The 18,988-nt window shown below is 67.8% G+C and carries 17 protein-coding genes; 2 read left to right on the top strand and 15 right to left on the bottom strand.

The genetic code is table 11. From position 1 onward, the window contains the following. Positions 1-109 precede the first annotated feature (109 nt). The 5 genes from paaE to paaA are packed head-to-tail and all read right to left on the bottom strand — an operon-like array spanning position 110 to position 3,666. Positions 110-1,201 (bottom strand): 1,2-phenylacetyl-CoA epoxidase subunit PaaE, encoded by a 1,092-nt coding sequence (paaE, locus tag ACFFGN_RS13515; protein WP_380047149.1) that lies wholly within the window; start codon positions 1,199-1,201, stop codon positions 110-112. Beyond that, the gene (gene paaD, locus ACFFGN_RS13510; protein WP_380047147.1) at positions 1,201-1,692 is read right to left on the bottom strand and encodes a 1,2-phenylacetyl-CoA epoxidase subunit PaaD; all 492 of its coding nucleotides are present in this window, start codon (positions 1,690-1,692) and stop codon (positions 1,201-1,203) included. Before paaD ends, paaE begins: the two co-directional genes overlap by 1 nt. Next, positions 1,692-2,426 carry a 1,2-phenylacetyl-CoA epoxidase subunit PaaC gene (gene paaC, locus ACFFGN_RS13505; RefSeq protein WP_380047145.1) on the bottom strand — a complete coding sequence of 245 codons (735 nt, stop codon included), beginning with the start codon at positions 2,424-2,426 and terminating at the stop codon, positions 1,692-1,694. The genes paaD and paaC overlap by 1 nt, the downstream gene beginning before the upstream one ends. Further along, positions 2,423-2,701 carry a 1,2-phenylacetyl-CoA epoxidase subunit PaaB gene (paaB, locus tag ACFFGN_RS13500; protein ID WP_380047142.1) on the bottom strand — a complete coding sequence of 93 codons (279 nt, stop codon included), beginning with the start codon at positions 2,699-2,701 and terminating at the stop codon, positions 2,423-2,425. The genes paaC and paaB overlap by 4 nt, the downstream gene beginning before the upstream one ends. Continuing rightward, positions 2,698-3,666, bottom strand: coding sequence for a 1,2-phenylacetyl-CoA epoxidase subunit PaaA (gene paaA / locus ACFFGN_RS13495; RefSeq protein WP_380047140.1), 969 nt, complete (start codon positions 3,664-3,666; stop codon positions 2,698-2,700). The genes paaB and paaA overlap by 4 nt, the downstream gene beginning before the upstream one ends. A gap of 182 nt (positions 3,667-3,848) precedes the next feature. On the opposite strand from paaA, the gene ACFFGN_RS13490 reads away from it, so the two are divergent. Beyond that, positions 3,849-4,463 (top strand): GNAT family N-acetyltransferase, encoded by a 615-nt coding sequence (locus ACFFGN_RS13490; RefSeq protein ID WP_380047138.1) that lies wholly within the window; start codon positions 3,849-3,851, stop codon positions 4,461-4,463. A 317-nt stretch (positions 4,464-4,780) separates the two neighbouring features. After that, entirely contained in the window at positions 4,781-6,505 is a 1,725-nt protein-coding gene (locus ACFFGN_RS13485) for an alpha/beta hydrolase (RefSeq protein ID WP_380047135.1), read from the top strand. A 46-nt stretch (positions 6,506-6,551) separates the two neighbouring features. Here the strand turns inward: ACFFGN_RS13485 and ACFFGN_RS13480 are convergent, their stop codons facing one another. The 10 genes from ACFFGN_RS13480 to ACFFGN_RS13435 form a co-directional block, all read right to left on the bottom strand. Further along, entirely contained in the window at positions 6,552-7,586 is a 1,035-nt protein-coding gene (locus tag ACFFGN_RS13480; protein WP_380047133.1) for an acyltransferase family protein, read from the bottom strand. Positions 7,587-8,013: 427 nt separating this feature from the next. Next, positions 8,014-10,476 (bottom strand): ATP-binding protein, encoded by a 2,463-nt coding sequence (locus ACFFGN_RS13475; protein WP_380047131.1) that lies wholly within the window; start codon positions 10,474-10,476, stop codon positions 8,014-8,016. 123 nt (positions 10,477-10,599) lie between these two features. Further along, a complete protein-coding gene (locus tag ACFFGN_RS13470) occupies positions 10,600-11,034 on the bottom strand; it encodes a tetratricopeptide repeat protein (protein WP_380047129.1) in 435 nt (144 codons plus the stop codon). A gap of 1 nt (position 11,035) precedes the next feature. Continuing rightward, the gene (dapB, locus tag ACFFGN_RS13465) at positions 11,036-11,794 is read right to left on the bottom strand and encodes a 4-hydroxy-tetrahydrodipicolinate reductase (RefSeq protein WP_380047127.1); all 759 of its coding nucleotides are present in this window, start codon (positions 11,792-11,794) and stop codon (positions 11,036-11,038) included. Between the two features lie 252 nt (positions 11,795-12,046). Further along, positions 12,047-12,538, bottom strand: coding sequence for an NUDIX domain-containing protein (locus ACFFGN_RS13460; RefSeq protein ID WP_380047125.1), 492 nt, complete (start codon positions 12,536-12,538; stop codon positions 12,047-12,049). Between the two features lie 83 nt (positions 12,539-12,621). After that, positions 12,622-13,629, bottom strand: a complete 1,008-nt coding sequence (locus ACFFGN_RS13455; RefSeq protein WP_380047123.1) for an ABC transporter ATP-binding protein — start codon at positions 13,627-13,629, stop codon at positions 12,622-12,624. Then, positions 13,626-14,642 (bottom strand): ABC transporter ATP-binding protein, encoded by a 1,017-nt coding sequence (locus tag ACFFGN_RS13450; RefSeq protein WP_380047120.1) that lies wholly within the window; start codon positions 14,640-14,642, stop codon positions 13,626-13,628. The genes ACFFGN_RS13455 and ACFFGN_RS13450 overlap by 4 nt, the downstream gene beginning before the upstream one ends. Further along, positions 14,639-15,529, bottom strand: a complete 891-nt coding sequence (locus ACFFGN_RS13445; RefSeq protein WP_380047118.1) for an ABC transporter permease — start codon at positions 15,527-15,529, stop codon at positions 14,639-14,641. Before ACFFGN_RS13445 ends, ACFFGN_RS13450 begins: the two co-directional genes overlap by 4 nt. Further along, positions 15,522-16,448, bottom strand: coding sequence for an ABC transporter permease (locus ACFFGN_RS13440; protein WP_380047115.1), 927 nt, complete (start codon positions 16,446-16,448; stop codon positions 15,522-15,524). Before ACFFGN_RS13440 ends, ACFFGN_RS13445 begins: the two co-directional genes overlap by 8 nt. Then, positions 16,445-18,028, bottom strand: coding sequence for a peptide ABC transporter substrate-binding protein (locus tag ACFFGN_RS13435; RefSeq protein WP_380047113.1), 1,584 nt, complete (start codon positions 18,026-18,028; stop codon positions 16,445-16,447). The genes ACFFGN_RS13440 and ACFFGN_RS13435 overlap by 4 nt, the downstream gene beginning before the upstream one ends. Positions 18,029-18,988 lie beyond the last annotated feature (960 nt).

Raw genomic sequence — 18,988 nt, 5'->3', positions numbered from 1 at the left:
TTGGTAGGGCTACCTGGTTGCAACCGGGTAGTGGTCAAACAACTCGGTAGTGGACGTGCCGAAACCCGGCAGTCGCGCGAAAAGCCGGGAGTCGTACGGCGCGGCGAGGTCAGGCGTCGAAGTCGAGGGTGACCTTGGGGGTGGTCGGGTGGGACTGGCAGGTCAGGACGTAGCCGGCGCGGATCTCGTCTTGTTCGAGGGCCCAGTTCGTGTCCATCCGGACCTCGCCGTCGATGACCTTGGCTCGGCAGGTACCGCAGACGCCGCCCTTGCAAGCGAACGGCGCGTCGGTGCGTACGGCCAAGGTGGCGTCCAGGACGGGGCGGTCGTGCTCGGCCAGAGCGAAGGTGGAACGCCGGCCGTCGAGAATGACCGTCACCTCAGCGGCATCCTCGTCGACGACCTTCTCCTCGATCCGGGCGACGGGCGCCTCGTCGCCGACGTGGAAGAGCTCGGCGTGGATCTGGTCACGGGGTACGCCCTGGTTCAGCAGTAGCTCCTGCGCGCCGACGACCATCGCGTACGGACCGCAGAGGAACCACTCGTCGACCGACTGGACCGGCAGGATCGTCTTCAGCATGCGCTCAAGGCGTTCGGCGTCGATGCGGCCACTGAACAGTTCTACCTCGGTCGACTCGCGGGAGAGCACGTGTACGAGGTGGAAGCGCTCGGCGTACCGGTCTTTGAGGTCGGCGAGTTCCTCCGCGAACATCACCGAGGTGGCGGTGCGGTTGCCGTACAGCAGGGTGACGCGGCTCGACGGCTCGACCGCGAGGGTGGTCGAGACCAGCGAAAGCACCGGCGTGATGCCGCTGCCCGCCGCGACAAACGCATAGTGCTTGGCGTTGGCCGAATCCAGCGGGGTGCTGAACCGCCCGAGCGGCGTCATCACCTCCACCGTGTCGCCGACGGCCAGACTCTCCGCGGCGTACGACGAGAACTCCCCGCCGGGGATCCGCTTGACCGCGATGCGCAGTACGCCGGAACCGGCCGGCGAGCAGATCGAGTAGCTGCGGCGGACGTCCTCCCCCGGTCGCCGTACGGTCAGGTGCTGCCCGGCGGTGAACGCGTACTCCTCGGCGAGCTCGAGCGGCACCGCGAAGGTGATCGCGACCGAGTCGTCCGTGATCAGCTCGATCGCCGCGACCTTGAGCGGGTGGAACGTCGCCCGCCGCCGAGGTGCCGTCGTGGTGGTCGTCATCAGATCGCCTTGAAGTGGTCGAACGGCTCGCGGCAGGCGTTGCAACGCCAAAGCGACTTGCAGGAGGTCGAGCCGAACCGGCTCAGCTCGGTGGTGTCCGGCGAACCGCACAACGGGCAGCGCAGCGTCAGCGACAGCAGCACCGGACCGCCAACGGCCTGCCGCCCGGTTGGCGGCGCGATGCCGTACTCCACCAGCTTCTGCTTGCCGGAATCGCTCATCCAGTCGGTCGTCCAGGCCGGGGACAGCACGGTCTCGACCCGGTGGTTCGCGATCTCGAGGCGGTCCAGCGCCTGGCCGATCTCGGTACGGATCATGTCCATCGCGGGACAGCCCGAGTACGTCGGCGTGATCACCACCACGACCTCGTCATCGTCCAGCCGTACGTCGCGCAGTACGCCGAGGTCCTCGATCGTCAGCACCGGCACCTCCGGGTCCGGCACCTCGCCCACGACCCGGCGGATCTCGCTGACGTCCGGCTTGACGGCCATCACCAGGACGCTCCCGGGTGAGACCTCGCGACGTGCTGCAGTTCGGCCAGCAGGTAGCCGAGGTGCTCGGTGTGACGGCCTTCGCGACCGCCGGAGTGCTGGTACGACGACTCCGGCCGGGTGCAGGTGGACGCGTCGATGACCTCGGTCACCCGGCGCAGCCACTCCTGCTCCAGCGTCGCCGGATCCACTGCCACGGGCAGTCGCTTGACCAGGTCGTCCGAGGCGAACATCTCCGCCGTGTACGGCCAGAGCGCGTCGAGGGCCGCCTGCATCCGGCGATGGCTCTCGTCGGTACCGTCGCCGAGGCGCAAGACCCACTGGCTGGCGTGGTCGACGTGGTACGCGACCTCCTTCACGGCCTTACCGGCGACACCCGCGAGGGTCTCGTCGGACGACTCGCGCAGTACGTCGTACAGCAGGTGCTGGTAGGTCGCGAAGTACAGCAACCGGGCCATCGCGTGGGCGAAATCGCCATTCGGCAGTTCGCACAGCTGCAGGTTGGTGAACTCGCGCTCGTCGCGGAAGTACGCCAGGTCGTCCTCGGTCTTGCCGACCAGGGAACCGGCGTAGGCCAGCAGCGTGCGGGCCTGCCCGAGCTGGTCGAGGCCGATGTTGCCGAGGGCAACGTCTTCCTCGAGCTGGGGAGCCGCCGCGATCCACTCGGCGGTGCGCTGCGCCGCGATCAGCGCGTCGTCGCCGAGGCGCAGCACGTACGCGTAGAGGTCACTCACAGGTGCTCCACACCATCGGGAATGTCGTAGAAGGTCGGGTGGCGGTAGACCTTGTCACCGGCCGGGTCGAAGAACTCGTCCTTCTCGTCCGGGCTGGAAGCGGTGATGGTCGAGGCCGGTACGACCCAGATCGAGACACCCTCCTGCCTGCGGGTGTAGACATCGCGGGCATTGCGCAGGGCCATCTGCGCGTCGGGCGCGTGCAGGCTGCCGACGTGAACGTGGGACAGCCCGCGTCGCGAGCGGACGAAGACCTCCCAGAGCGGCTCGATCATGCTGCGCTTCCTTGCTGCTCGTCGCTCTTCTTATCCGACTGCTTCTGGGCCTGCTTCTCGGCGTACGCCGCGGCGGCCTCGCGGACCCAGGCGCCGTCCTCGTGCGCCTTCACGCGATGGGCCAGCCGCTCCTTGTTGCAGGGACCGTTGCCCTTGACCACCTCGTACAACTCGGTGAAGTCCGGCTCGGTGAAGACGTAGTGATCGCCTTCGTTACGCAACCCGTCATCCGGGATACGCAGGCCGAGGATGTCGGCCTGCGGCACGGTCATGTCCACGAAGCGCTGACGCAGTTCGTCGTTGCTGTGCCGCTTGATGCCCCACGCCATCGACTGGGCCGTGTTGGGCGAGTCGGCGTCGGGCGGGCCGAACATCATCAGGCTCGGCCACCACCAGCGATCCAGCGCGTCCTGCGCCATCGCCTTCTGGGCCTCGGTGCCGTTGCACAGCGTGTACAGGATCTCGAAGCCCTGGCGCTGGTGGAACGACTCCTCCTTGCAGACCCGGACCATGGCACGCGCATACGGCCCATAGGAACAGCGGCACAGCGGGACCTGGTTCACGATCGCGGCGCCGTCGACCAGCCAGCCGATCGCGCCGATATCGGCCCACGTCAGCGTCGGGTAGTTGAAGATGCTGGAGTACTTCTGGCGGCCGGTGTGCAGCAGGTCGAGCAGGTCCGCCCGGTCCACGCCGAGCGTCTCGGCCGCGGCATAGAGGTACAGCCCGTGGCCGGCCTCGTCCTGCACCTTCGCCATCAGGATCGCCTTGCGCCGCAACGAGGGGGCCCGGCTGATCCAGTTGCCCTCCGGCTGCATGCCGATGATCTCCGAGTGCGCGTGCTGCGCGATCTGCCGGATCAGCGTCTTGCGATAGCCCGCCGGCATGGCGTCGCGCGGCTCGATCCGCCCGTCGGCGTCGAGCGTGGCCTGAAAACCCGGTACCTCGCTGATTGCGCCAGTCATATCGCCAGCATAGCCCAGTTGTGACACTTCCTGTCCAGATCGACGATGAAGTGTCACAAGCCCGCCCGCTGAGCGGACACCGGCCCGGTCCCCGGTCGTCAGCTGAGCGGACATCAGCCCGGTTTCCGGGCCGCCGTGTGGGCGGTGGATGGGGTGGCGAAGGCCGGTGGAAGGATGAGCACATGAGCAGCGAGCACTCCCACCCGCACAACCCCGCCTCCGCCACCGGCCAGCCGGCCCAAGCGGGACCGGTCGCCGAGACCAGCGTGCGGCTGGCCGTGCCGAACGAGGCCGAGGGCATCGCGGAGGTCCAGGTCGCGGCCTGGCGCCGCAGCTACCGCGGCCTCCTGCCGAACGAGCTGCTGGACCAACTCGAGCCCGAGCAGTTCGCGGCGCAGTGGCGGCAGTCGCTGCTCTCGCCCGGCGAAGCGCGGAACCGGGTCCTGGTAGCCCTGGCCGGCAGGCACCTCGTGGGCTTCGCCGCGCTCACTCCGTCGGACGACCCGGACGCGGATCCGGGCAAGGACGCGCTCGTCGCCGAGTTCTGCATCCACCCCGACGCCACCCGGCTGGGCCACGGCTCGCGCCTGTTGCACGCCATCGTCGACACGATCCAGGCCGACCGCTTCGAGCGCGTGACCTACTGGGTCAACGCCAAGGACGACATCACCCGCGCCTTCTTCACCGACGCCGGCTGGGCCCCCGACGGCGCCTTCCGCGAAATGGGCGAAAACGCCGAAACCCCCGTCCGCATCAAACAGATCCGCCTCCACACCGCCCCCACCCCCACCACCTGACCACACCTGGCGGGCCGCGCCCAGCCTTGCGTTGATTCATCTGAATCCGCTCGCCCCTGACCGCGGCGGATCAGCCATCGGGCAACACAGGCGGGCGAATTCGGACGACTCAACGCCACCCTCCACCCATTCCCACCCGGGCGGTTCGCTGCCCGGGTTGGCGTACGTCTTTAGGGGTTGGGGAACTGAAATGGCGACGGGCCGGGGTGGAAGTGGACCTGGGGCGGTGGGGCGTGACAGATTGCGACGGACCAATCACGCAGTACCGGCAGCCGCACCCTGCATCGGATCCTGCAAGGCCGTCCGTTGGAGGATGTATGAAGTTCCGTGCCCTGGCTGGAAGCCTCGGTGCCGGCGCTCTCGCGCTCACGTTCATTCCGGGTCCGGGTGCCACCGCGGCGTCCGCCGACCTGATCGTCACCGTCCAGCCGACGCGGACCGTGGTGGCCGAACGTTATCTGGAGCAGGAGCCGACCTGGAAGAAGTGCGGGGAGCCGGGCCTGCGTACGCAGTGCGCGATGGTGACCGTGCCCCGCGACTGGAACAACCAGGGCGCCGGCGTCGATCTGGAGGTCGCGGTCAGCCGGGTCGCGCCGAAGAAGGGCAAGCCGAGCCGGATCGTGGTCGGCAATCCCGGTGGTCCCGGCGCGCCCGGCCTGGGCATGGCGCCGTTCCTGGCCAGCCGGCCCGCGCTGGCGAAGGGCCATCTCGCGGTCGGGTTCGACCCGCGTGGCACCGGCAACAGCAGCAACGTCACCTGTGACGGTTCGCCGATGTTCACCATGGACGCGCGCGATCGCGACGAGGAGAACCTCGACCTGATCGCGGATGCGGCGGAACTGACCAGCACGTACTGCGAGCGGCAGTCGCGCGACCTGCTGCCGTTCGTCACCACCGAGCAGACCGTGAAGGACCTCGACCTGATCCGGGAGCTGCTCGGGTTCGACCACCTGGACTTCGTCGGGTACTCCGGTGGCACCTGGCTCGGCGCGTACTACCAGACGTACTTCCCCGAGCACGTCGGCCGGTTCGTGCTCGACTCGAACACCGACTTCACCCAGCCGTGGCAGACGACGTTCGAGGCGCAGCCCGAGGCCTTCGAGCGCCGCTTCCGCGAGGACTTCGCCGGCTGGGCCGCGAAGTACCACGGCCGGCTGCAGCTCGGGCGCACCCCCGCGCAGGTCGTCGCGTACTACGAACGCCTGCGCGCGAAGCTGAAGGCGGAGCCCGCGATCGAGTCGTTCCTCGACGGCATGATCGTCGTGCGCTACGACCAGAACACGCTCGACGGCATGATCGCGAACTCGATGTACTCCAAGCAGGACTTCCAGTCGCTGGCCGAGGACCTGAGGTTCATCAACGACCTGCGCGACACGATGGCCAAGAAGGGCGCGAAGGCCGCTCAGCGCAAGGTGGACGCACTACCGGCTGCCGTGAAGCTGGCACATGCGAAGCGCGGCAAGCAGGCGATGCAGCGCCGGCTCGGTTTCGGGCTGCCGTTGTCCGACGACGCGTCGAACTCGACCTTCTTCGCCATCACCTGCAACGACACGGAGTGGCCACGCGGCCAGGGTTACGCCGACGACCTCTCGGCCGAGCTCGGTCCGCGCTATCCCCTGCTCGGCTGGAGCGCCAACCAGAATCCCTGCTACTACTGGGATCGCCCGAGCCTCGACATGCCCGTGCCGACCGGCGAGGGCCTGCCGACGACGTTGATGGTGCAGTCCGATCACGACCCGGCCACCAACGTGTCACTGGCGATGGACGCCCACGAGCAGTACGCCGGCTCCCGCCTGGTCCGCGTCGCCGGTGAAGGTGACCACGGCATCTACGGCGGTATCAACCAGTGCGTGGACAAGGTGGTCGACGCCTTCCTGACCACCGGCCGCTCCCCCGCGATGGACGTCGTCTGCCAGGGCGAGGGTATTCCCGCGCCGCGTCAGCGTGAGCCGGAACCGGCCACCGCGATGAGTGCGACCGCCAGCACGGGTAGCCCGCTGGCGCGTATCGCGCGGTACAACAAGACCCTCAGCGGCTTCTGACCTCCCGCCTCCGTCCGAAGCTCCTCCAGCTTCGGACGGAGGCGTCTCACGTCCCAACCCGGACCGGCTCAACCGCCCGCCTCGGCAGGTCGAACAGCACGTCGGGCAGGAACCGCCGCAGGTTCAGGCAAAGCCAAACCAGGTACGCCGTCAGTACGACGGGCTCGAACAGCGCGACAACACCCTGTACTCCCGGGCTCGCCGCCGACAGCGGGCCGATCAGCAACGCGTGCGTCAACGCCAGCAACGGCATGTGCAACACGTAGATCGGCAAAGTCCTCCGACCGAGATTCGCCAGGCCGTCCGTCAGCACGGCCGATCGCGTAATCAGGCCGGCCGCGGTCACGCCCAGCCCCACCGCGACCACACTCGCCAACGGCCAAATCCCGAACCAGGTCTTCGCGTCGTACGCCTCGATCACCCCGAGCAGTACGGCGTACGGAACACCTACGAGAGCCAGCCGGGTCCAGCTCGCGTTCGCCGCCAGCCGCTCGATCAGGGCCTTGCCGTAAAGCCCGCCGAGAAAGAACACCAGGTTCTGGTAGACGCCACCCCGATTACCCGGTACCTCGAGTAGTCCAGCGGCCGCGATCGCCGACAACCCGAAGGCGGCTGCCAAAATCAGTGCGGGTGGTATACCCCGAACCAGCTTGGCGATCAGGAAGTACAACGCCAGCGCGTAGAGGTACCAAAGATTCGGCGGCGTGATCGTCAGCTGGGCCAGGAATTCCAGTACGTTACCGGCCCGCTCCGTACCGAAATCGGGCACCGCCGCGAGAACAATCGTATGAATGACCAGCCAGAGCGCATACAGATAACCGAATTTCGCCACCCGGGTCCGGAGCAGGTCCGGCCACGAACGCCGTACGGCGTTGACCGCGAAGAGGCCCGAGATCGTGAAGAACAAGGGCATTCGCAACGGCAGCAGCAGCTCGCTGAGCTTGCCCCAGGCACCTGGTACCGGAGACGAGATCCGCCAGTCGATCTGCAGGTAATGCTTCATGATCACGTGCCAGAGCACGACCAGCAGAATGCAGACGCCTTTTGCGACGTCCGCCCAGGCCACGCGCCGTTCCGTCATCACTCGCCCCGTTTTCCGTCCGCCGGCTCGAACTCTTCGAAGCGTAGGAACGCGCCCCATCCCGACGGCCGCCGTCAGGTATCAATTGGGACTCGCCCGGGCCGCAATCAAGCCGCCGATAACAGCGCAGCAGAAACGGGCGATCACACACCGCTACCGGAAATTCCGGACCTTCGTTGTCAGATCCGGGTTGTCAGGGCAATGTCAGGGTTACGTCCCTGGGAGCAAAGCGCGCCGCCTAGAAGCATTAAGACATCGCGGGAGCGCCAGACGCCGTAGGGGAGGGCCCGACGTCAGGGGCAACGCAGACGAGGTGCGGCCGGTTGTGCGTGGGGGGACTGCCTGGGGGGTCAGACAGGCACAACCGGCCGAGACCCGTTGATGGGGGCATCGACGGGTTCGGTTAAGGCGGTACGGGGCTCCGGCGTCACTGATCGGGCGGATCGGTAGACGCTGGATACCCGTCCGCGACCGAATGAAGAGGCACGGCCCGGCCGGCCGCACGCGCGGTGGCCAGGTCACCTGGATCGAGCTCAGCTTCGACCGCGGCCCGCGTGGCGGCGAGATCGGCCTGTTCGACCAACGGAACCGGAGCCCGGATCACTTCCCGGAGACCACCCGCGGCACCCAGCAGGAAAGCGGCGTACGACGGCCGCCCACGCTGCCTGGCCACCGTGGCGAGTTCCTCCAGAACACTCGCGGAGCGCCAGCGATCCCCCAGGTCCTGGTGCTCCGCGAGGCTTTCGTCCAGCAGGTGCACGGCCCGTTCGGTCCGGCCGCGCCGCCGTTCGACGATGCCGAGCTGGTTCAGCGACCACGCGACACCTTCGCGATAGCCCAGCCGCTGCGACAACGCCAGGCTCTCCCGCAGCAAGGTCTCCGCCCCGGCCAGATCACCCCCGTACTGCGCGATCGCGCCGAGGCTGATCAGCGACCAGGCCAGGCCTTCACCGTCACCGAGGGAGCGGAAGGTCTCCCGCGCCTGCCGGCACCACTCGGCGCCTACGGCCAGATCCCCGCGCAACCAGGCCACGAAGCCCAAGTGGTTCTGGGCCCAGGCCTCGGCCGATCGATCCCCCAGGCTTTCCGCGAGCGTGAGGCTCTGCCGGTGCAACACCTCGGCTTGCTCGTAGTCGCCGCGCTCCCGGGCTACTCCCCCGAGCCGCTGCAGCACCAGCGCCGTACCGGCCTCGTCCGCCAGGTCGCGGTACAACGCGAGCGCGGTCTCCAGCCGTTCCGTCGCCACGTCGTACTCGCACTGAAGGAACGCGAGCATGCCCGCGCCGACCAGCGCCTTGGCCTTGGACGGCGTGAGGTCCTTCTCGTCGCCGGCCTGTTCGGCCAGCTTGAGGGCCTGCTCCAGCCACTCGGCACCTTCGGCGTAGTACCCGCGCAGGTAGCAGAACAGCCAGAGACCGCCCGCGAGCCGCATCGCCTCGGCGGTCGCGCCGGTTCGCAATGCCCAGGTGATCGCGACGCGCAGGTTGTCGAGATCGAGGTCGAGCCGGTTCAGCCAGTCGCCCTGGTTCGGACCGCGCAGATGCGCCTCGGCCTGTTCGACCAGCGCCACGTGGAACGCGGCATGGCGGCGGGCCACCTCGTCGTACCGGCCGGACTGTTCGAGCTGGGACATCGCGAACTCGCGGATCACCGCGAGCATGTCGTACCGCGCGGTGCCGCCGTCGCGGTTGACCCGGACGAGCGACTTGTCGACCAGTCGGCTGGTCAGATCGAGGATCTCGGCGCGCGGCATCGGCCCGGGCTCGGTCTGCCCGGTCGCGACGGCGGCGAGCGCGGCCAGGGTCCACCCACCCGAGAAGGCCGCGCCGGTGGCGAACAGCTCCCGCTCGGGTGGCGTCAGCAGATCGTGGCTCCAGGCGATTGCCGCTCGCAACGACTGCTGGCGTGGCAACGCCGTACTGGAACCACCGGTGAGGATCGCGAAGGAGTCCTCCAGCTCGGAGGCCAACTCGTCAACGGTCAGCACGTTCGTCCGGGCGGCGGCCAGCTCGATCGCGAGCGGCATGCCTTCCAGTCGGCGAACGACCCGGGCGACCTGGCTGAACCGGTCGAGGCCGGGCTGGCCCCGCGCGGCGGCCCGTTCCAGGAACAACTGCACCGCGGGCGAATCCGCCAGGCGTTCCTCGGGCCAGTCCTGCCGCGGGAGCGCGAGCGGCGGTACGACGTGCACCGTCTCGCCCGGGATGCGCAGTAGCTCGCGGCTGGTGGCGAGGATGCTGACGTTCGGGCAGCACTCCAGCAGGGTCGCGCCGGCCAACGCGACCTCGGTCAGGAGGTGCTCGCAGTTGTCGAGTACCAGCAGGAGGTTCCGGCGGCTGAGGTGCTCGGCGGCCTCCTCGATCGCGCGCTCGCCCTCCAATGGCGGCAGGCCGAGCGCGGCGCCGATGGCCGCGACCACGTTCGTCAGGGAGGCCAGCGGAATCCAGCACACGCCTTCCTCGAACCGCGCTGCGACCGCCGCCGCGGTCGCGAGCGCCAGCCGGGTCTTGCCGATGCCGCCCGGGCCGGTGAGCGTGAGCAGCCGCGTTCCGCCTTCACCCAGCAGCCTGCTGGCTTGCGCCAGGTCTGCCGTCCGGCCGACGAGCTCCCCGGCGGGGACAGGCATGGGTCGCAAGGCGGGCCGCTGGCCTTCGCCCTGGCGGTGTGCCACCGAGGTGAGCTGTGCGCGGTCCAGCGGATCGAGGCCCAAGGCATCGAACAGCAGTCGCAGGGTGTGGGCGCGGGGCGCCCGGCGGCGGCCGCGTTCCAGCGCGGCGATCGCATCAACACTCAGCCCGGCTCGCTCGGCAAGCCCCTCCTGCGACAACCCAGCGTCACGCCGGTGCCGTCGGAGCAGATCACCGAACGTCGCGCCATGGGCGTCGTCCATGCCGCGCCGAGACCCGTCTGCCTGCAAGGGAAGGCTCCAGATGTGTCTTAAGACAAACCCAACTCCGAAACCGTAACCCGCACCGCCCCGGTTGTCAGGCGATCCAGCGCGGCGGAGCCTGGATCAGGCGTGTTTGGCGATGGCGGTGCGCATGGCGGAACGGGCCCGCTTACGATCACCGGCCGCGTCGTACGCCGTGGCGAGGCGGAACCACACCCGCCAGTCCTCCGGTGCCGCCTCGGCCTCTTCCTTGTACCGGACGAAGGCCTCATCGGCGGCAGCCCGCACGATCCGGCCGGACGGCCGGCGCGGTAGATCGTCCACCGGCAGACCGCCGGACGCCTCCAGCTCGCCCGCGAGGCGCTCGGTCGCCCGGCCGAACTGGTACTCCCGCCAAACCAGGTAGGCGCCGATGACCGGGATCACCAGTACGGCGAGGCCGAGCAGGATCCCGACCGGTTCGCCGGTTCCGATCAGCAGGATGCCCCGATAGCCGAGCAGCCCCGCGTAAATGAGGAAGACCGCGGCCAGGACAAGAACGACGCGCTTGGCGGTCACGTCAGCGCGCCGCATCCAGGTCGAGGAAGTGCTCGAGGCCCACGGTCAGCCCCTGCGTGCCGCCGATCCGCCGGACGCCGAGCAGGACCCCGGCCATGAACGACTCCCGGTGCAGCGAGTCGTGCCGGATCGTCAGGGTCTCCCCCGTGTCGCCGAACAAGACTTCCTGGTGGGCGATCAACCCGCGCAGCCGCACACCGTGCACGCGAATGCCCTCCACCTCGGCGCCACGCGCGCCAGGCAGTTCCTGGGTGGTGGCGTCCGGCACGGGCGGGCTCCCGGCAATGCGGCGGGCCTCCGCCACCAGTTCCGCCGTACGGCGGGCCGTGCCCGAGGGGGCGTCGACCTTGTCCGGGTGGTGCAGCTCGATGATCTCTACCGACTCGTAGAACCGGGCGGCCTGGGCGGCGAACCGCATCATCAGCACCGCGCCGATGGAGAAGTTGGCCGCGATCAGCACACCGACATCCGGGTTCGACGCGAGCCGGCCGCGCAACGTGTCGAGGCGCTGCTCGTCGAAACCGGTGGTGCCGACGACCGCGGAAATGCCGTGCCCGATGCAGAACTCGAGGTTGTCCATCACAACCTCGGGCCGGGTGAAGTCGACCACCACCTGCGCGCCCGCGTCGACCAGCTGCTGCAGCTCGTCGCCCTGATCCAGCGCGGCGACCAGCTCACAGTCCGCCGCGGCCTCGACCGCCTGGCAGGTCTGGGACCCCATCTTGCCCTTGGCCCCGAGCACGCCCACCTTGATCGTCATTCGCTCCCTCTCCGGCTGACATCGAACCCCCAGTGGGGTGTGTTTGAGGTTATTTGACGGTGAGCGCCGCCAACCGTTGAAGAACCTCAGACCCCCCTACAATCTCACCCGCGAAAAATCCTTGATCAACGGGAGTAGGGCTGGCATCGGCGGGGTAGACCTGATGCCAGGTGGGACTCTCCGGTCGCCTGGTGGCCGAGGGTCCCACCGCCATGCCCGCGTAGGCGTGGTCTTGGCTGCCGCCCGGGTGGATCAGTCGAACGGCAGGGTGTGGGTGTCGTCCAGGTAGAGGGTCTGGCCGGTGGCCCGGGCCTGCAGGGCGGCCTCGAGGCGGAGCTGACCGCGGAACGCATGCCGGCGGATCGCCTCGGCCGGGGGCAGCCAGAAGGTCTCGGTGATCTCGCCCGGCTGGAGCACCAGCGGCGTGTTGCTCGGAATCGGGTCGGTGTCGAAGACATAGAGCGTCACGGCCGGCTGGAACGGATCGGTCCGGTGGTGAACGGCCAGCAGCCGGGTCACGCACACGACCAGGCCAAGCTCCTCCCGGACCTCGCGCTCGGCCGCCTGCGCGGGCGACTCGTCGAACTCGATACCGCCCCCCGGCAGCACCAGGCCCTCACGGTACGGGTTCGAGACCATCAGGATCCGGCCGTGCTCGTCGGTCAGCAGCACGCCGGCGGCGGACAGCGGCCCCGTGACCGAACTGCTCGGTAACGGCTCGACGGTGAAGCGGCTCTGCGTCATCTTCTGTTCATCCCCAGGTAAACAACGATCGGTGCGTCCGTAGATCCCAACGACGGACATCTACCGATGGTTGCATCCCGGCGTCAGATTCTTGCCATCGCCGTGTATCGGGCTTGTGAATCTTCGGCGAAATGACACGCAACCTGCTGACCTGACGGAATCACCCGCAATTCCGGTACCTCGGTCGAACAACGGGCTTCGGCCCGGAGACATCGGGTGTGGAACCGGCAGCCCGGCGGCGGCGCGACCGGCGAAGGCGGATCCCCCGCCAGCACGATCCGGCGACGGCCTGCCCGCGCCAAACCCGGCTCGGCGCTGAGGAGGGCCTGCGTGTACGGATGCGCCGGTACGTCGTACACCTGGGTATCGGCACCAAGCTCCGCCACCCGGCCGAGGTACATCACCGCCACCCGGTCCGACACGTGCCGAACGACGGACAGGTCGTGCGCCACGAAGATGATGCTCAACCCGAGCTCCCGCTGCAGGCGCATCAACAGGTTCACCACCTGCGCCTGCACCGAAAGGTCGAGCGCCGAGACCGGCTCGTCGCACAGCAGCACGTCCGGGTTCAGCGCGATCGCCCGGGCGATACCGATCCGCTGGCGCTGACCACCGGAGAACTGATGCGGGAAACGCGTCTCGTCCTCGGCGCGCAGGCCTACCAATTCGAGTAACTCGCGCACCCGGTTACGAATCTTCAGGCCCTTGGAGACCTCGGGGTGAACCTCCAGCGGTTCGGCCACGATCTCGCCGATCCGCATTCGCGGGTTGAGGCTGGAGTACGGGTCCTGGAACACGACCTGGATCCGGCGCCGCCATTGCCGCAAGGCCTTCGCGCGCAGCTTGTTCACGTCGACGCCGTCGAAGTGCAGTTCGCCGGCGGTCGGCCGTTCCAGCGCGGACAACAGCCGGACCAGGGTGGACTTGCCGCAACCGGACTCGCCCACGATGCCAAGGGATTCGCCCTTGCGCAGGGTCAGATCCACCCCGTCGACGGCCCGGACCACGGTCTTGCGCCCGAACGAGAACGACTCGCTGATGTCGTAGTGCTTGACCAGATTCGTTGCCACCAGCAACTCTTCGCCGCTCATATCGTCTCCTCGACTCTCGGCTCCGGCAAGGACGTACGACGGATACAGGCCGCCTCGCGCCCGGGCGCCACCGCCAGCAGGGGTGGCTGCTCGTCCGCGCACTCGTCGATCGCCAGCGGACACCGCGGGCGGAACGCACAACCCGACGGCATCGCGTGCAACGAAGGCGGCGTACCGGGAATGGTCGGCAACTCCTGCCCCTTCAGCTCGGCCGACGGCATCGAACCGAGCAGGCCCTCGGTGTACGGATGCACCGGCCGTTCGAGCGCCTCGGTCGTCGGAGCCCGCTCGACCACGTGGCCGGCGTACATCACCACGACGTTGTCGGCGACATCCGCGACCACGCCAAGGTCGTGCGTGATCAGCACAACGCCCATCTGCCGTTCGGCCTGCAACTCCGCGATCAGCTCGAGGATCTGCGCCTGCACGGTGACGTCCAGCGCGGTCGTCGGCTCGTCCGCGATCAATACGTCGGGATCGAGCGCGAGGGCCATCGCCAGCATCACCCGCTGGCGCATTCCGCCAGAGAACTCGTGCGGGTAGTCGTTCACCCGCTTGGCCGCCGCCGGAATCCGGACCCGGTCGAGCATCTCGGCCGCGCGCTTCATCGCGTCGCGCTTCGATATGCCCCGGTGGACCTGATAGCACTCGGCAATCTGCCGGCCGACGGACTGAACCGGATTCAGCGCGGACAACGAGTCCTGGAAGACCATCGTGATCCGGTCGCCGACGATCTTGCGCCGCTCCCGCACCGACATCGCGATCAGGTCGTCACCGCGATACTCGGCGGTGCCCGATACGATCCGCCCGGGCGGCATCTCCAGAATCCCGGTCAGCGCCTGGGTCGAAACGCTCTTGCCCGAGCCCGACTCCCCCAAGATCGCGAGCGTCTCACCCGCGCGGACCTGCCAGGACACGTCGTCGACGGCCCGGACCACGCCGCGCGGAGTGTCGAACTCCACGCTCAGGTTGTCCACCTTGAGCAGCACTTCACCTATCGAGGCGGTAGTCATCGCAGCAGCTTCGGGTCGAGGGCGTCGCGGATCGAGTCGCCGATGATCATGAACGAGATCGTCATCGTCGAGATGAACAGCGCCGGCCAGATGAACAGATGCGGGGTGTCGCGGTACGACGCGGCGACACCGAACTGGCTGCCCCACGAGATCGTCGGCGGCTGCAGTCCGACGCCGAGGAAGGTCAGTACCGCCTCCAGGCCGACCATGCCGCCGATGCCGAGCGTGGTCATCGCCAGCAGCGGCGCCATCGCGTTCGGAAAGACGTGCTTGCGCAGGATCCGCAACGGCGGCACTCCGATCGAGCGCGCGGCCAGCACGAACTCCCGGTTCCGCACCGAGAACACGGTGGATCGCATCAGCCGCATGCCATGCGGCCAGCCGATCAGCAGGATGACGCCGACGATCACCCAGATACTGCGGTTCGGCACCGAATTCAGGATCACGATCAGTACGACGATGCCCGGTACGGAGAACAGCACGTCCGCGGTGCGCGAGATCAGGCTGTCCACGAAGCCCGGGAAGTACCCGGCCAGCAGGCCGAGCACCGCCGCGAGTACGAAGACGCCGAAACTGGCGACGATGCTGACCAGCACCGACGGCCGCGCGCCGTACACGACATTGGCGAAGTAGTCGCAGCCCTGGATGTCGAACCCGAACAGATGCCCGGGCTCGCGACCGGCCCGGCTCTTCGACAGGTCGCAGCTGCGCGGATCGACCGAGGTGAACAACCTCGGCACGGCCGCCATCGTGAAGAACACCAGCAACAACAGGCTGCACAGCACGAACTGCGGCTTGCGCAACAGCGCGCGCAGCAAGTCCTTGTTGGACAGCGTTCCGCCGACGTCCTGCGCCTCGGCCCCGACCACCGCCTGAACGTCAGACATGGCGCACCCGCGGATCCAGAATGCCGTACAACGCGTCCACCAAAAGGTTGATCAGGATGAAGGTGACAAAGGCCAGCGTCGACAGCAGTACCACCACACCACCCTCCTTCAGCTTGATCGCCTGGAACATGAACTGGCCGAGCCCGGGCAGGTTGAAGATGCTCTCGGTCAGGATCGCGCCACCGAACATGCCGGCCAGGTCGAGCCCGATGAAGGTGACGACCGGCAGCATCGCGTTCGGCAGGATGTGCCGCCACAACACCCGCTGCTCCCCCAGGCCCTTGGCCCGGGCCGTTTTCACGAAGTCGGCGTTCACCGTTTCCACGATCGACGTACGCATCAACCGGGCCAGCCCGGCAAACCCGAGCAGGCCGATCAGCAAAGCGGGCAGCAGGTACGACATCGGGAACCCGTCCGCCGTCCCCGACACCGGGAACCACTTGAGCTGTACGCCGAACAGGAACTGGCCCGCGAAGAACACCACCAGACCGGGTACGGCGAGAATGACGAGGGTGGCCAGCAACAAGGACCGATCGACCAGGCCGTTGCGCTTGAACCCGGCGTAGATCCCGAACAACAGACCCGCGCCCCACTGGAACACGTTTGACAGCAGGGCCAGTTGCAGCGTCACCGGGATGCGCATCTCCAACTGCTGGGCGATATCCGCGCCGGCGAACGTCGTACCGAAGTTGCCGGTGAAGATGTCGCGCATGGTCAGCAGGTACTGCACGATGAACGGCTCGTCCAGGTGGTACTGCGCCCGCATGGCCGCCATCACCGACTCCGGAATCGGCTTGTCACCGGCGAGTTCCCGCAGGGGGTCTCCGGGCATGGCGAACACCAGCGCGAAGACCCCCAGCGTGACGACGATGCCGATCGGAATCGCGGCCAGCACCCGCCGGAGAATGAAACGGATCACTTGAAGGTCGAGTAGAGCGGCTGCACCCCGAGGAACTTCGAGTTCCGCGGCTGGATCCGCTCCGAGTGCAGGTAGGCGTTCTGCCCGTGCCACAAGGGAATCAGCGGCAGGTCCTGCAGCGCGAGGTCTTCGGCCTGCTGGTAGATCTTGATCGCCTTTTCCTGGTCCGGCTCGGCGTCACCCTTGGCCAGCAGGTCGTCCAGCTTCGGGTTCTTGTAGCCGGCGAAGTTCGCGTCACCGGTCGACTTGAGCATCGGCGTCAGGTAGTCCTCGATCGACGGGTAGTCGTGACCCCAGCCGGACAGGCGCATACCGTCGAGCTTGCGGTCGTCGGCCAGCTTGGTGATCTCCGAGCCCTGCTTGCCGACGTACTTGACCTCGATGCCGAGGTTCTGCCGGATCATGTTGCCGAGCGCCTCGGCGAAGATCTGGCCGGTGGCGCGGGTGGTGTTGTAGTAGATCGACAGCGGGCCGTTGAAACCGCCGGCCTCGGCGAGCAGCCGCTTGGCCTCTGCGACGTCCAGCTTGCAGGTCTTGCAGGCGCCGGGCCGGGCGCCGTTGATGTCGGGCGCGATCAGACCGGTGGCCGGGGTGGCGATACCGACCAGCTTGGCGAACGCCTCCCGGTCGATGGCCATCGAGAAGGCGTGCCGCAGCTTCGGGTTCGCGAAGCGCGGGTCCCAGGTCGGGAAAGCCCAGTAGTTGTTACCGGAGCTCTCGCTCAGCATCCAGCGATCCGGCGCGTCGGTCTTGAACGTCTGGATCTTGGTCGCCGGCACCGAAACGAAGTCGACCGTACCGGCCAGGAACTCGTTGTACGCGGTGTCCTCGTTCGGAATGAACCGGAAGGTGATCGAGTCGGCCTCGGGCGCGTTCGGGCCCTTGTAGCCGTCCCACTTCACCAGCTTGATGTCCTCGCCGGCCTTCCACTCGCCGGTAGCGAGCTTGTACGGGCCGTTGCCGATCTGCTTGCGCTCGTAGGCCTTCGGGTCCTTACGAACCTCCTCGGCCAGCGGCGCGAGTCCCATGTACTGCAGGGTGAGCCCAAACTGCGAGAACGGGTACTTCAGCTTCACCGAGAAGGTGTGCTCGTCCACCAGCTTCAGGCCCGTCATCGCCTTCACCGCGGTCGGCTTGGGCGTCGCGCCCTCGGCGGTCTCCGGGTTCAGCGCGTCGTAGCCCTCGACCTTGGAGAAGAAGCCGTTGTTCTTCCAGGCGTTCGAACCCTGGGCGGTCAGGTTCCAGCTGTCGACGTAGTCCTTGGCGGTCAGCGGCTGACCGTTCTGGAAGGTGTTGCCCTTCTTCAGCTTGATCGTCCAGGTCTGGCTGGTGGCGTCCGGCGTGACCGATTCGGCCAGCACGTTCTGCAGCTTGCCGGTGCTCGCGTCGGTCGTCACCAGCGGCGCGAACATCGCCTGCGCCACCTGAATACCCGGGCTGCCGTTCTCGTTCAGCGGGTTGATCCACTCGATCGGCTCGGCCGACAGCGCGATGGTGACCCCCTTCGCACCGCCGGAGCCCTCACCCTCACCGGAACCGCCACCACAGGCGGTCAGAGCCAGGGCGAGTCCGAGGGTCACCCCCAACAAACGCGTGGAACGAGACAGACGCGGCATCACACACTCCCGAGATCGGCGGACCACCCCACGGGCGGAGTTGTCCGACATCGTGGCCGGTGCAAACTGCGCATGTCAACGTTGTCAGCCGGATTGAGCGTCCACTTAATCAACGCGTTACAAGCTCAGACCTCAGACCACGTCAGGACTTATCGTGGCCTCGGCGCCGCTGTCTGAGCGACGGCGGGGGAAGTTGTCCGATGTCCCAGGATGAAGCAAGCCCTCGATTCGCTGCGCAAAACTGCTCGCTCCACGCATCTAATTGGCGTTCGTCGGTCCGAATCCGCCCTCCAAGCCACTGCGGACCTTGTGCCGGCCGGCGACGGAGGAGGCGGATTCGGACCGAAAAACGCCAGGAACGGGTTTGCCCGGGCCCGTGTTTTGCGACGGGTTCATGCGTCTTCACTCGCGAGTCGGCACGAATGGTCACGAGTCGGCGCGAGTCGGCGCGAGTCGGCGCGAGTCGGCGCGAGTCGGCGCGAGTCGGCGCGAGTCGGCGCGAGTCGGCGCGAGTCGGCGCGAGTCGGCGCGAGTCGGCGCGAGTCGGCGAGTCGGCGAGTCGGCGCGGGCGAGTCGGCGCGGGCGAGTCGGCGCGTGTGGTCGCGTGTGCGCGTGGGGCCGGGGTTTTTCCGTGGTCACCCGTCCCCCTGAGGAGTCGCGAATTGTCAGGCCGGGTCGGCCCGCGTCAAGGGTTGAAAATCGCCTGCGGCGACGCGTGCGCGCCCTTGACCCGGTCCGACCCGGCCAAGGACAGCGGGCTATCAGGGGGACGGGTGAGGTATGGCCGGTCGCCCCGGGTGGTTCCGCACGCTCCGCGCCGGGTCGGCGTCATCGCACCGGGCTCACGCGGCGTGGTGCTGGGCTGGTCAAGTCCTTTGGAGTGGTGTACGACGGTTGGTCCTTCGTTGTTGTGTGTTAGGCGCT

It is taken from the genome of Kribbella deserti (assembly GCF_042434725.1).
Lineage (GTDB): Bacteria > Actinomycetota > Actinomycetes > Propionibacteriales > Kribbellaceae > Kribbella > Kribbella deserti.
Note: the sequence above shows the minus strand (reverse complement) of the source record. Positions and strands in the feature narration are given on the sequence as shown.

Excerpts from the sequence above, each read along its gene's own strand:
- ACFFGN_RS13475 (WP_380047131.1), bottom strand. The coding sequence starts at position 10,476 with ATGGACGACGCCCATGGCGCGACGTTCGGTGATCTGCTCCGACGGCAC.
- ACFFGN_RS13455 (WP_380047123.1), bottom strand. The coding sequence starts at position 13,629 with ATGAGCGGCGAAGAGTTGCTGGTGGCAACGAATCTGGTCAAGCACTAC.
- dapB (WP_380047127.1), bottom strand. The coding sequence starts at position 11,794 with ATGACGATCAAGGTGGGCGTGCTCGGGGCCAAGGGCAAGATGGGGTCC.
- paaB (WP_380047142.1), bottom strand. The coding sequence starts at position 2,701 with ATGATCGAGCCGCTCTGGGAGGTCTTCGTCCGCTCGCGACGCGGGCTG.
- paaE (WP_380047149.1), bottom strand. The coding sequence starts at position 1,201 with ATGACGACCACCACGACGGCACCTCGGCGGCGGGCGACGTTCCACCCG.
- ACFFGN_RS13480 (WP_380047133.1), bottom strand. The coding sequence starts at position 7,586 with ATGACGGAACGGCGCGTGGCCTGGGCGGACGTCGCAAAAGGCGTCTGC.
- paaD (WP_380047147.1), bottom strand. The coding sequence starts at position 1,692 with ATGGCCGTCAAGCCGGACGTCAGCGAGATCCGCCGGGTCGTGGGCGAG.
- paaA (WP_380047140.1), bottom strand. The coding sequence starts at position 3,666 with ATGACTGGCGCAATCAGCGAGGTACCGGGTTTTCAGGCCACGCTCGAC.
- ACFFGN_RS13450 (WP_380047120.1), bottom strand. The coding sequence starts at position 14,642 with ATGACTACCGCCTCGATAGGTGAAGTGCTGCTCAAGGTGGACAACCTG.
- ACFFGN_RS13460 (WP_380047125.1), bottom strand. The coding sequence starts at position 12,538 with ATGACGCAGAGCCGCTTCACCGTCGAGCCGTTACCGAGCAGTTCGGTC.
- ACFFGN_RS13490 (WP_380047138.1), top strand. The coding sequence starts at position 3,849 with ATGAGCAGCGAGCACTCCCACCCGCACAACCCCGCCTCCGCCACCGGC.
- ACFFGN_RS13485 (WP_380047135.1), top strand. The coding sequence starts at position 4,781 with ATGAAGTTCCGTGCCCTGGCTGGAAGCCTCGGTGCCGGCGCTCTCGCG.
- ACFFGN_RS13445 (WP_380047118.1), bottom strand. The coding sequence starts at position 15,529 with ATGTCTGACGTTCAGGCGGTGGTCGGGGCCGAGGCGCAGGACGTCGGC.